We start from the raw sequence: 11,378 nt of genomic DNA, 5'->3' as shown, positions 1-11,378 counted from the left end.
AAGTAAAGTGGAGATCAGATCAATAACTCTATGTTAACCTTTTTACCTCTGCCCGTTTTGTGATTTTTAGTTTGTACACCAAAAGAAGAGCATTAATGGAAAACACATTAGATGTAAGCACGTGGCCGGTAAAAGACTGGATTTATCGGTATTTGCCCGAGACATGGATGCAAGTTGTAGCTGGCTTATTGTTTTTATGCGTGTTGTTTGTGTTGTTGCGTCTTGTGACGCAGCGGGTTTTAAGTTCGGTCGTTACAAAAGCTCTGATTCGTATGAAGCAAAAGAAATGGCTGGATTTACTGGTGGCACGGCGCATTATAAATAGCTTGTCTACTGCTATTCCTTTGCTTATTACGGCCACGGGCATTGGCATGATGCCTTTGAGCCCAGATATGTTGCATTTTTTAGTGCGAATCATATTAAGTATTGTCTGTTTTTTCCTTTTTAAGGCGATCAGTGGCCTTTTATTGTGTTGGCAAGACATTAAAGACCTATCCCAAGATCAAAGTAAAGCGTCGACTAAAGGGTATATTCAGGTTGCGCGGCTAGCAGTCTGGGGGGTCGCAAGCATCTTAATTATTTCTATCTTAGTGGATCGTTCTCCTATGCTCATGATATCGGGGCTAGGGGCTTTGTCTGCTGTGTTGCTATTGGTTTTTAAAGATACGCTGCTCTCTGTGGTGGCCAGCTCGCAACTTAACTCTAACGATATGTTGCGCATTGGTGATTGGATCGAAATGCCACAAACAGGGGCAGATGGGTTTGTGATTGATATGGCTTTGCATACCGTAAAGGTACAAAACTGGGATAAAACCGTCACAACTATTCCCACGTATCAGTTATTTTCAGGTAGCTATAAAAACTGGCGTCATATGTTCGAGTCAGGAGGGCGTCGTATTAAACGTAGTCTACGTATTGATGCGAGTACGGTGCGTTTTTTGAATACAGACGATTTAGAAAACCTAAAGCGTTTTGCTTTACTAGACGGTTACTTGCGCCAAAAAGAACAAGACATGCAGGCATTTAATCAAGAGTTGCTTGAAGAGGGCACTGATCCAGTAAACGAGCGTCGTTTAACAAACATCGGCACGTTTAGGGCCTATGCCGATGCGTATATTAAACAAAAACAAGGCGTGCACCCAGATATGATCATGATGGTACGTATGATGGAGCCTTCCGCCGAAGGAATCCCTATTGAGGTGTATTGTTTTAGTCAAGATACTGCTTGGGTGAACTACGAGCGCTTGCAGGGCGATATTTTTGATCATTTATTAGCTATTTTGCCTGAAATGGGGCTACGTCTTTACCAGGCACCTGCTGGGTCTGATTTTCGTTATGGTTTTCAATCCAACTCAGAGCATTTAAAGCACACAAAAGAAATGTTGCGTGACGCTTAATGCTACTATATGCCATTACTTATTTTTGTTATAGGAAAAGATGAAGCAAGTCACCGCCATTATCAAACCTTTTAAACTGGATGAAGTCCGCGAGGCGCTTAGCGAGCTTGATATCAGTGGGTTAACGGTTACAGAGGTCAAAGGGTTTGGGCGTCAAAAAGGTCACACAGAGCTTTACCGCGGTGCCGAGTATGTTGTCGATTTTCTGCCTAAAATTCGGCTTGATATTATTGTGGCAGCAGATAGGTGCGATGCTGTAATTGAAGCTATTATCCGTGCCGCACAAACAGGAAAAATTGGCGATGGCAAGATTTTTGTTACGCCTGTAGAACAAGTAATTCGTATTCGTACAGGCGAAACTGGGGTGGCGGCAATATAGTTTTGCTGTTAGCTGGCAGTAGGCTGGCTCCGGTCTAAGTGCCAATGAAATAATAATGCCATGCTAACTAGCCCTATAACAGGAAAGCTCCAAATATTTAGCTGAGTCCAACCGTATTGGGCTAGCAGATTTCCAGAGGAAAAAGACGACAAGGCGACTGAGCCAAAAATTAAGAAGTCGTTGAGCGCTTGGACTTTGCTGGTTTCTGATGCCTCGTAACAGTCGGTGACAAGGGTAGTGGCCCCGATAAAGCTGAAATTCCAGCCTATTCCCAACAAAATGAGACTTAGCCAAAAATGCATCACGCTTAGGCCGCTTAGGGCAGCTATACTGGCGCCGCCAAGTAGGGCAATACCGCTTAAAGTGACGGGGATTTTTCCAAAACGCTCAATGAGTTTTGAGGTAAAAAAACTAGGCGCAAACATAGCTAGAATATGCCATTGCACGCCCAAGGTTGAGTCTTCTACGCTATGCCCAAAGCCAACCATTGCTATGGGGGAAGCAGTCATCATGAAGCTCATTAAACTATACGACACCATCCCAGTTAGCACCGCAATGATAAAGCGTGGGTTTTTTAAAATCTGCGACAAAGGACGCGCTGGGCTAGATTGATGTGAACTTACCACAGTGTTAGAGCTCATTAGCTCGTCACGTAAAAAGAAAATCAAGGGCAGAGCCAAAGCAGCCAGGCCAGCCTGTGCTAAAAAGGTGGCAGCAAATGGCGTGTTAGGCCAGAGGTCGCGAGTGTTTAATATAACTTGTGTGGCAAGCACAGCCGCTACTAAGCCACCTAGCATTACCCATGCAATCACTTTCGGACGCCACGGAGCCGCTACGCTGTCTGCGGCAGCAAAGCGATAATTTTGTACGTATGATGAATAGAAACCCGCTAAAATAGTGCCCAAGCAAAACACAAGGAACGAGCTTTGGGTGATGCCTGTAAAAGCGACCAAGCCACCTCCAATGCCTAATAGCGAGCCAATAAAATAAGCGCGGCGACGCCCTAGCTTACGCATAAAGAAAGCGGCAGGTAAAATACCTAAGGCCATGCCTAAATTAAAAAGACTAACAGGAATGGTAGCGTGTTCGGGATTGGTCGCAAGCTGGCTGCCTACAAGCCCACCCAAAGCAACCACTACTGCTGGGTTGGCACCGCCTAGGGCTTGTAGACCCACTAGTAGTTTTGCATTCTGACGGCGTGGGCCGGTAAAACGTGAAGTGTTCATAGCAATCTTATTGGGTTAATGAATGGCTTCGAATTAAAGTTATAACTCTAAGCTATAACTCATCACTATAGTGCTTAAATCAAGGTTTAATGAATTGGTTTAGCCAATTAAAAGTAAATTATGGAAATTCGCATTTCAAAAATCATGGCCGATCGTGGCATGTGCTCGCGTCGTGAAGCCGATGCATTCATTGAGCGTGGTTGGGTCAGTGTAGATGGTCAAAAGGCCGTGCTGGGCCAAAAAGCCTCGCCCTTGGCTAAAATCACGCTGCATCGCACGGCGCGTGAAAAACAAACGCAGCGTGTCACCATTGTGCTCAACAAACCTGTTGGTTATGTGTCAGGCCAAGCTGAAAAAGGCTATAAAAATGCTGTGTCTTTAATTCAGGCACACAATCAATTCAAAGGGCGTGATAAAAAAGCGCCTCGTTTTGATCCTGCGCATTTGCGTGGTTTAGCACCAGCAGGACGCTTGGACATTGATTCGCAAGGCCTTTTGGTCTTAACGCAAGATGGCCGAATTGCACGACAGCTAATTGGTGAAGACTCCCCCATTGATAAGGAATATCTAGTTCGCGTAACAGGAAGCTTGGATGAAAGAGGTTTGGCCTTATTAAATCATGGCTTAACTTTAGATGGTGATGAGTTACGACCTGCCAAGGTAAGCTGGTTGAATCAAGATCAATTGCGCTTTGTATTACGTGAGGGGAAAAAACGCCAAATTCGCCGTATGTGCGAGATGGTAGGCTTGCGTGTGGTTGGTTTGAAGCGTGTGCGCATGGGTAACGTAGTGCTAGGGGACTTGCCTGAAGGACAATGGCGCTACGTTAAACCCGGTGAGCGCTTTTTCTAAATTAAAAATTGTATTGAGGGGCTATGGTATCAATGGCGTCAGTAAAAATGCCTTTGCAGCCCCATTTGATTAGCTCGCGTGCGCGTGCAGCATCATTTACGGTCCAAACACAGACTGCATAGCCTTTGGCATTGGCCTCTGTAACCAGCGCCTGGGTAGTGTAGCGGTCATCTAGATTAAGCGCTACGCACTCCAGCGCCTCTAGGCGTGTAAATACATCGGTCGGCACTTCGCCTTCAATTAGCAAAGCTCGGGGCAAGGTAGGGGCGCTAAGCTTAGCAGCAGCGAGGGCTACCTCGGAAAAAGAGGACAGCAACGGGGGCAAGGTAGCGTTTTGCCACAACTGTAGAGCAAGTCGAGCAATCTTGGCACCCGTTTCCGCTTCAAAGCCCGTTTCAGGCTTAATTTCTATATTGCTATGAATGTTTCGTGCGATAGTAAAAGCGGCAATGGCGTCTAAGGTAGCAATAGGCTCGGCCACGTACTCCGCTTTTAACCAAGCGCCAAAGTCAAATTGTAAGAGCTCAGCTAGGGTATACGAACTGGCTAAGCCCGATGCGTTTGAGGTGCGGTCGATGGTGTCATCGTGCAATAAAATAGGGGCACCGTCTTGGCTAAGCTTGACGTCGTATTCCATCATGGTGAAACCGTGCTCAGCGCCTAAACGCATAGCAGCTAGGGTATTTTCTGGGGCGTGCTTTCCGGCTCCGCGGTGAGCAATAAGGGTGGGATAAGGCCACGGGGACATGATTTGGCTCATAAAACGTGTTCATTAATAAAAGGTTTACAGTAGAATAACCGTATTTTACTGCTTGCTCTCTATTTTAGGGGCTGCATATTACAGCTAAAGTGGTAAACTCTTTGGCTAAGTAACTAATCAAAGGGTGTGTATGCAGCCTGCCCCTAATAGGTGATTCATGTTCAATTTTATTCGTAAACATCAACGTTTGATGCAGTTGGTGTTATTGGTTTTAATTTTGCCATCGTTTGTGTTGATTGGTGTCAGTGGCTATACCAACTACGTATCAGGTGACGAAGACTTAGTCATCGTGGGCGATCAAGCCGTAACTGCCCAAGAATACGATTTAGCCCGTCGTAATCAGCTTAGCCAGCTTCAACGCTCAATGGGGGGCGGATTTGATCCTGCTCTGGTAGAAACGCCCGTTGCAAAGCAGCAGTTACTCGACTCATTGGTTGATCGTAGAGCTTTGATTGAAATTGCTACTAAAGACCGATTCAGTGTATCAGATACGGCTTTACGTCAAGCCATTGCAGCCAACCCAGATCTTCAGGAAAATGGCGTTTTTTCACCTGAACTCTATAACATGCTATTGGCTCAACAAGGGATTAACAGCAAAGACTTTGAACAGTCTCAGCGGGCCGAGCTTGCCCTAAGCCGCGTTATTACCCCTGTGGTTCAAAGTGCTGTTTTGCCAGAGTTTGTTGTGAAAGAGCTAGAAAATGTACTAGTAGAAACACGTTTAGTACAAACACATACCATTCGTGCTCAAGACTTACTTAGTCAGCAAACCGTCTCCGAGGACGAAATCAAAGCGTGGTACGAGGCCAATCAAGACAGTCTGCGTTTACCCGATTACGTCAATGTGGATTATGTGCTGTTAAACGAAGCGGCGGCTGTAAAAAGTGTGGCCGAGGTCAAAGATGACGATTTGAAAGCGTACTACGAGCAAAATAAAGCACGTTTTGTATCACCTGCGCGTATTCATCTGAGCCATATTTTGTTGCAGCCAGGAAAAGACAATGCCCAGCATCAGTCTGTGCAGCAACAGGCTAAAGAGCTGGCTCAACAAGCCCAAGCGAATCCAGCGCAGTTTGCTGAACTGGCCAAAGAGCACTCCCAGGACAAAGGCAGCGCAAATAGTGGGGGCGAGCTAGGGTGGATTACTCATGGCAACTGGCCTGCTGTACTTCAAGACGCCGTTTTTGCTTTGAAAAAAGGCGAGGTGTCTAGTGTAATTGAAGGCCCCGATGGCTATCATATTTTTAAAGCAAATGACTACCAACCACAACATGGTCAAGCTTTTGAAACCGTTAAAGACGAAATTACCAACGAGGTACGCCAACAATTAGCCGCCGAGAACTTTGCGGAAATGGCTACTAAGCTGACCCATATGGTTTATGAAAGTCCAGAAAGCCTACAAGCAGCCGCAGATGCGTTAGGTCTTCCTATTTTACAAGCCCAAGGGGTGGCGCGTGAGCGTGTGCTAGATGCAAAACAGCTAGGCACCGAGGCTTCCGAACACAAAGACTTGCTTGAGGATCCACGGGTACGCCGTGCTTTGTATGCGCCACAGTCGCTCCAAGACAAACAAAATGCGGGCGTAGTTGAGATTGCTTCCGATACTATTGTTGCTGTGCGTGTTAATGAGTTTGTGCCGGCGCATGTGCCTGAACTAGCTCAAGTTCATGACGAAGTAGAAAACATGTTGCTCCAAGAAAAAGCGGTGGCTGCAGCTCGAAATGCAGGACAAACGTTCTTGGCTGCATTGCAAGCAGGTGATGCGGCGCAGGTTGAATTTTCCGATGAGCAGGCTGTAAGTCGTATCGAGCCAGGTCAAATAGCCAAAAGCAGTCTTGATGCACTAATGGCAGTTGATACAACCACACTTCCTGCTTATGTAGGTGTGGATTTGGCCCAAGGCTATCAGCTGATTAAGGTCATTGGTCAAGAACAAGGTCAAATTGATCCAATGGTATCCGAAGCCATTCACGTTCAGCTCCAACAAATCTGGAGTGACGTCCAAGAACAAAGCTTTATGGCAGCCTTACGTGAGCAGTTGAATGTCAAGCAACTGCCAGCGGCAGAAACCGCTATGGCAGCTGAAATAGAGTAACTTCGTTTTATTTTTGATCTTTAAGCCCCTAAGCGGCTCTGCTGTTAGGGGCTTTTTTGAGTTTATTTATGCGATTGGCATTTAACAGAGGGCTTTGGGACAGTAGCTCTATTATGTTGGGCTACTTTCCTGTGGCGGTGTCTTTTGGTGTTGCGGCTATCAGTGCAGGCTTAGCGCCGTGGATGGCGGTGTTAATTTCTGTGTGCATTTACGCAGGTGCGAGCCAATTCATTTTATTGCTTTTAATTGCTCAGCACACCGACGTTTGGACTATGGTGCTTATTGTTATTGCGGTTAATTTGCGTCATGTGTTTTACGGACCGGCTTTATTGAGTCAGTTTAGCAGCCATAACCCAGAGCCCAAACCGTATGCAGTGATGGCGTTTGGTTTAACCGACGAGGTGTTTGCTGCTGCGCGAGCACGTTTATCTCAGCTTACCATAGCGCCTAAGGCTTATTGGTATATGGGCTTGCAACTGGGAGCGTATAGCTCTTGGGTTATAGGTACAGCTGTAGGGGCTTATTTGGCTAGCGATTGGCTGAGCCATTTTCCTATATTGCAGCAAACATTAGCTTTTGTATTGCCCGCCTTATTCTTTGCCTTGTTGCTGGACATGATGACCAGTGTAGACAAGCGTTTATTAGCTGCCGCAGCAATTAGCACTTGGCTCAGCAGTTTTTTCTTTGCCGCCCATAGTAGTTTAATTATAGGAATGGTGGTGGGTTGTATTTGGGCTTTTATGAGTCAGTCAAGAAGGGGCCGACATGGGTCATAATGCATTAATTATGTTGTTGATAGGGGCAGGCTTAGGCACGTATTTGTTGCGTTATTTGCCTATGCGGTGGTATGCAAGCCTAGAGACTGTGTTTCAGCGTCCGTTAGTTAGGTATGTTCTCAGTGCGCTAGGCCCTGCTGCGATTGTGGCGTTATTGGTGGTGTCTTTAGTGGGGCTAACTGACTCAGCCCACCGTTGGAGTGCGCAATCGGATGAGTTGCGTATTGGATTAGCTTTAGGCGCTATGATGCTAAGCCGTCTTTGGCAGAAAAACGCCATTCTCACCACCTTAATTGGGGTGGTGAGCTATGGCTTAGTCCTTGTGGTGCAAAGTTAAGTTTAAGTTTGACCTTTGGTGCGAGCTATTTTTTGCACCTGAGGTACCTGACGCATGGTGCGAATGACTTGAGCTAAATGGTTGCGACTATCGACTTGAAGAGTTAAGTGCAACAAGGCCGTGGCACTGCTGTCTTCATCGGGCATGGTTAAATGCAGGATATTGGAATCCGCATCAGTGACTGCGGCTGCCAGACGACCCAGTACACCACGTTCATTTAGAACGGTAACATCTAAGCGTGTGGACAGATGGCGTGCTGTTTTAGTGTCCCAAATAACGGGAATCCAGCGCTCGGGCTCTTTGCTTTGTTGACGTTGTGCTATGGCGCAGTCAGCCATATGAACCACCAAACCATGGCCCATACGAATGCCACCTATAATAGCGTCGCCAGGTAGCGGGCCACAGCAGGGGGCTAATTGAACTGCTTGGCCCTCGTTGCCTTGGATTACGACAGGAGCTCGGGCATTTGAGGTGAACTCATCCACAGCAGCTGCCGTGGTTTTGAGTAAGGGGTTGTCATTAATAAAGCGGCGTGCAACCACAGCGGCTAAGCGTTTGCCTAAACCAATATCAGCGAGGATTTCTTCGCGTGTTGTAGCCCCAGAGCTTTTAATGAGCACAGACCAAGTTGGGTCGTCGTCGGTAGGCATGTCTATGCCTAAATCGCTGAGTGCTTGTTTTAGCAGACGACGGCCAAAAGCAACGGATTCCTCGTACTGTACCGTGCGTAAATAATGACGGATTTCTGAACGCGCGCGCCCTGTGCGAACGTGGTTGAGCCATTGTGCGCTAGGTCGTGCGGCGGGGGATGTAATGATTTCCACCATATCACCGCTTTTGAGTTCACTACGCAGTGATACGTATTCGTCGTTAATTTTGGCTGCGACGGCGTGATTACCAATATCCGAGTGGATAGTGTAAGCAAAATCAATAGGCGTAGCACCGCGTGGTAAAGAAATAATTTTACCATGCGGGGTGTTCACATAGACCGCGTCGGGAAAGAGATCGACTTTCACGTGATCTAGAAACTCGCTGGAATCCCCGGTTTGACTTTGGATATCAAGTAAGGATTGAAGCCAACGGTGTGTGCGTTTTTGGAGTTCGTTTAAAGAAACGTCCTCGTCTTTATAAAGCCAATGTGAAGCAACGCCTTCTTCAGCGACATGGTCCATTTCTCGGGTGCGGATTTGAAACTCTACCGGCGTACCATAGGGCCCAATTAAAGTGGTATGCAATGACTGATAGCCATTTATTTTGGGAATGGCAATATAGTCTTTAAATTTGCCGGGGACGGGCTTGTAAAGTTGGTGCAAGGTGCCAAGTGCCAAATAGCATTCAGGCAAAGTATGCACAATGATTCGGAAGCCATAGATATCAAGCACATCTGAAAAAGATTTTTTTTGCTCGACCATTTTATCAAAAATGCTGTAGAGCGATTTTTCACGGCCTGAGATTTCTGCTTCTATGCCGGCTGCCGGTAAGGCTGAGCTAATAGCATCGCTGATTTTACCAAGAGCATCACGCCGGTTGCCACGGGCCGCTAAAAGGGCTTTGCGTAGCACCCGATAACGGTTGGGATGGATGGCTTGAAAACAGCGGTCTTGAAGTTCACGAAATAGCGCATTCAGTCCCAAACGGTGGGCAATAGGGGCATAAATCTCTAAAGTTTCTTTGGCTATTCGGCGTTGTTTTTCTGGGCTGACTGCGTCTAAAGTACGCATGTTATGCAGCCGATCGGCCAATTTAATTAAGATCACGCGCACGTCGCGTGACATGGCCAAGAGCATTTTTCTAAAGCTTTCGGCTTGTTGCTGGCTTTTGGTTTCAAATTGGAGGCGTTCGAGCTTGGAGACGCCATCTACAATTTCAGCCACATCGGTGCCAAATTTTTCGGCGAGCTCTTGTTTGCTGACGTCTTGGTCTTCGATAACGTCATGCAACAAAGCAGCCATTAATGAGTCGGCATCTAGTTTCCACCCGGCGCAAATTTCCGTAACGGCAATGGGGTGGGTAATGTAAGGTTCGCCGCTAGAGCGAAACTGGCCTAAGTGTGCCTCGTCGGCTAAGCGATAGGCCTCGCGTACACGTTCAACATCAGCAGGATCTAGGTACTTGCTGATAATTTTGGTCAGGGGTGCTAATGAGGCAATAGTATTTTTAGCGGGTTCAAGCTTGGGTACTGAAACAGCAGCTTTGCGTCTGCCTAGACGAGAGCTTTTTTTCAGTACGGCTATTAAACCTGATGAAGCACCTTTAAGAGTAGAAAACGCCATTGCCTAGCCCCCTAACGACTTAAGTAGGTACTTTGCGTAACATTTCCAAGCCGGTCGCGCCGGAGGCCACTTCGCGTAAAGCAGTGACTGTAGGTTTGTTTTTGGTTTCTAAGCGCGGCTCATGACCTTGGGCGAGTTCACGGGCACGATAAGCCGCAACCAAGGTTAAGTTAAAGCGATTTGGAATTTGATTTAAGCAGTCTTCGACCGTAATACGAGCCATAAGTGTCTACCTGTATGTAAGTAAATAAATTGAGTATATCTTTATTATAAGGCGGCTGTGGCCGCAACGCTAATACCTAGCTGATTAAATAGCTCTGCATGGCGTTGTGCCTGAGCTGGTGTATGCAACCGACTTGACTGAATGATGGACTGTAGTTGAGTTAGAGCAACATCAAAGTCATCATTGATAATAGCATATTGGAACTCGCCCACATGTGCCATCTCGCCCCCCGCAGCCAATAAGCGGCGTGCAATGACTTTGTCCTCGTCTTGTCCGCGTTTACGTAAGCGTTCCTCAAGGGCCTCGATAGAGGGCGGTATGATAAAAATACCAATTGCCTCTGGAAAGTGTTTACGAACTTGGCGGGCACCTTGCCAGTCAATTTCGAGCAACACATCACGCCCGTTTTGTAAGGCTTGCTGCACGGGCTGAGCTGGGGTGCCGTAAAAATTGCCATGCACCTCGGCTGACTCAAGTAAGTTGTTGCTGTCGCGCAAGCGGTGATACTCATCCACAGAAATAAAGTGGTAATGCTTGCCATTTTCTTCGCCTGGGCGCATAGGGCGCGTGGTGCAAGAGATAGACAGCATAATATCTGGATCGGTTGCTAATAACGCATTAACCAAGCTGGACTTTCCTGCACCGCTTGGGGCTGCAACGAGGTAAATATGGCCGGTAGAAGTGGTGGACATAACAATCCTTTAGTGATGCTGGGTATGCCCAGGAGTAATACCAAACTGTGCCAAAACCTCATCTTTAGTGGCTTTGTCTAAGCATAAAAAAACAACCGTATCATCCGGATTGATGTTTTGGCTGACATCTTCGATCATGGCTGCTGCGTCTTGGGGTTGACCTACTGCCATCACATGAATGTCGCCATCTGCTTCAAAACGTTCTTTGGGGACGATGTCAGCTACAAGATCAATGTTAGGCTCGCTAACGACCACGTAAGCTTGCACAGGGCAGTTGTCTAAGTAAAGGTTAAGTACAGCGCCTTCATCAAAGGTAGCAATAAGGTGGTTGGTTGGGCTCATAAGGCCTCCGCGTAGTGGGCGTTGGT

General features: G+C 47.0%; 12 protein-coding genes. 6 read left to right on the top strand and 6 right to left on the bottom strand.

Annotated elements, in window-relative coordinates:
• The first annotated feature begins 95 nt into the window (after positions 1 to 95).
• Complete coding sequence (locus ACBP46_RS06280) at positions 96 to 1,397, top strand: mechanosensitive ion channel family protein (protein WP_371015882.1); 1,302 nt, start codon at positions 96 to 98, stop codon at positions 1,395 to 1,397.
• 40 nt (positions 1,398 to 1,437) lie between these two features.
• A complete protein-coding gene (locus ACBP46_RS06275) occupies positions 1,438 to 1,776 on the top strand; it encodes a P-II family nitrogen regulator (protein WP_371015881.1) in 339 nt (112 codons plus the stop codon).
• A gap of 8 nt (positions 1,777 to 1,784) precedes the next feature.
• Here ACBP46_RS06275 and ACBP46_RS06270 read toward each other — a convergent pair whose 3' ends face one another.
• A complete protein-coding gene (locus ACBP46_RS06270; RefSeq protein ID WP_371015880.1) occupies positions 1,785 to 3,002 on the bottom strand; it encodes an MFS transporter in 1,218 nt (405 codons plus the stop codon).
• A gap of 117 nt (positions 3,003 to 3,119) precedes the next feature.
• On the opposite strand from ACBP46_RS06270, the gene ACBP46_RS06265 reads away from it, so the two are divergent.
• On the top strand, positions 3,120 to 3,854 hold the full coding sequence (locus ACBP46_RS06265; RefSeq protein WP_371016055.1) for a pseudouridine synthase: 735 nt from the start codon (positions 3,120 to 3,122) through the stop codon (positions 3,852 to 3,854).
• Position 3,855: 1 nt separating this feature from the next.
• On the opposite strand, the gene ugpQ is transcribed toward ACBP46_RS06265, so the two are convergent.
• Entirely contained in the window at positions 3,856 to 4,614 is a 759-nt protein-coding gene (gene ugpQ / locus ACBP46_RS06260; RefSeq protein ID WP_371015879.1) for a glycerophosphodiester phosphodiesterase, read from the bottom strand.
• Positions 4,615 to 4,771: 157 nt separating this feature from the next.
• Between ugpQ and ACBP46_RS06255 the strand changes: the two genes are divergently transcribed.
• The 3 genes from ACBP46_RS06255 to ACBP46_RS06245 are packed head-to-tail and all read left to right on the top strand — an operon-like array spanning position 4,772 to position 7,822.
• A complete protein-coding gene (locus ACBP46_RS06255; RefSeq protein WP_371015878.1) occupies positions 4,772 to 6,709 on the top strand; it encodes a SurA N-terminal domain-containing protein in 1,938 nt (645 codons plus the stop codon).
• Positions 6,710 to 6,765: 56 nt separating this feature from the next.
• Positions 6,766 to 7,485, top strand: coding sequence for an AzlC family ABC transporter permease (locus ACBP46_RS06250; RefSeq protein ID WP_371015877.1), 720 nt, complete (start codon positions 6,766 to 6,768; stop codon positions 7,483 to 7,485).
• On the top strand, positions 7,475 to 7,822 hold the full coding sequence (locus tag ACBP46_RS06245; protein WP_371015876.1) for an AzlD domain-containing protein: 348 nt from the start codon (positions 7,475 to 7,477) through the stop codon (positions 7,820 to 7,822). The genes ACBP46_RS06250 and ACBP46_RS06245 overlap by 11 nt, the downstream gene beginning before the upstream one ends.
• A gap of 2 nt (positions 7,823 to 7,824) precedes the next feature.
• Here the strand turns inward: ACBP46_RS06245 and ACBP46_RS06240 are convergent, their stop codons facing one another.
• From ACBP46_RS06240 to ACBP46_RS06225, 4 genes are read right to left on the bottom strand one after another with little or no spacing between them, the layout of a single operon-like run.
• Positions 7,825 to 10,095 (bottom strand): RelA/SpoT family protein, encoded by a 2,271-nt coding sequence (locus tag ACBP46_RS06240; protein ID WP_371015875.1) that lies wholly within the window; start codon positions 10,093 to 10,095, stop codon positions 7,825 to 7,827.
• Between the two features lie 19 nt (positions 10,096 to 10,114).
• Positions 10,115 to 10,318, bottom strand: coding sequence for a DNA-directed RNA polymerase subunit omega (gene rpoZ, locus ACBP46_RS06235; protein ID WP_077733207.1), 204 nt, complete (start codon positions 10,316 to 10,318; stop codon positions 10,115 to 10,117).
• A gap of 44 nt (positions 10,319 to 10,362) precedes the next feature.
• Positions 10,363 to 11,010 carry a guanylate kinase gene (gene gmk, locus ACBP46_RS06230; protein ID WP_371015874.1) on the bottom strand — a complete coding sequence of 216 codons (648 nt, stop codon included), beginning with the start codon at positions 11,008 to 11,010 and terminating at the stop codon, positions 10,363 to 10,365.
• Between the two features lie 9 nt (positions 11,011 to 11,019).
• Complete coding sequence (locus tag ACBP46_RS06225; RefSeq protein WP_371015873.1) at positions 11,020 to 11,352, bottom strand: hypothetical protein; 333 nt, start codon at positions 11,350 to 11,352, stop codon at positions 11,020 to 11,022.
• Between the last annotated feature and the right edge of the window lie 26 nt (positions 11,353 to 11,378).

This window comes from Paenalcaligenes hominis, assembly GCF_041359055.1.
GTDB classification, from domain to species: Bacteria; Pseudomonadota; Gammaproteobacteria; order Burkholderiales; family Burkholderiaceae_B; genus Paenalcaligenes; species Paenalcaligenes hominis_A.
This window is presented reverse-complemented; position numbering and strand designations above follow the sequence as displayed.

Excerpts from the sequence above, each read along its gene's own strand:
- ACBP46_RS06280 (WP_371015882.1), top strand. The coding sequence starts at position 96 with ATGGAAAACACATTAGATGTAAGCACGTGGCCGGTAAAAGACTGGATT.
- ACBP46_RS06275 (WP_371015881.1), top strand. The coding sequence starts at position 1,438 with ATGAAGCAAGTCACCGCCATTATCAAACCTTTTAAACTGGATGAAGTC.
- ACBP46_RS06270 (WP_371015880.1), bottom strand. The coding sequence starts at position 3,002 with ATGAACACTTCACGTTTTACCGGCCCACGCCGTCAGAATGCAAAACTA.
- ugpQ (WP_371015879.1), bottom strand. The coding sequence starts at position 4,614 with ATGAGCCAAATCATGTCCCCGTGGCCTTATCCCACCCTTATTGCTCAC.
- ACBP46_RS06255 (WP_371015878.1), top strand. The coding sequence starts at position 4,772 with ATGTTCAATTTTATTCGTAAACATCAACGTTTGATGCAGTTGGTGTTA.
- ACBP46_RS06245 (WP_371015876.1), top strand. The coding sequence starts at position 7,475 with ATGGGTCATAATGCATTAATTATGTTGTTGATAGGGGCAGGCTTAGGC.
- ACBP46_RS06240 (WP_371015875.1), bottom strand. The coding sequence starts at position 10,095 with ATGGCGTTTTCTACTCTTAAAGGTGCTTCATCAGGTTTAATAGCCGTA.
- rpoZ (WP_077733207.1), bottom strand. The coding sequence starts at position 10,318 with ATGGCTCGTATTACGGTCGAAGACTGCTTAAATCAAATTCCAAATCGC.
- gmk (WP_371015874.1), bottom strand. The coding sequence starts at position 11,010 with ATGTCCACCACTTCTACCGGCCATATTTACCTCGTTGCAGCCCCAAGC.
- ACBP46_RS06225 (WP_371015873.1), bottom strand. The coding sequence starts at position 11,352 with ATGAGCCCAACCAACCACCTTATTGCTACCTTTGATGAAGGCGCTGTA.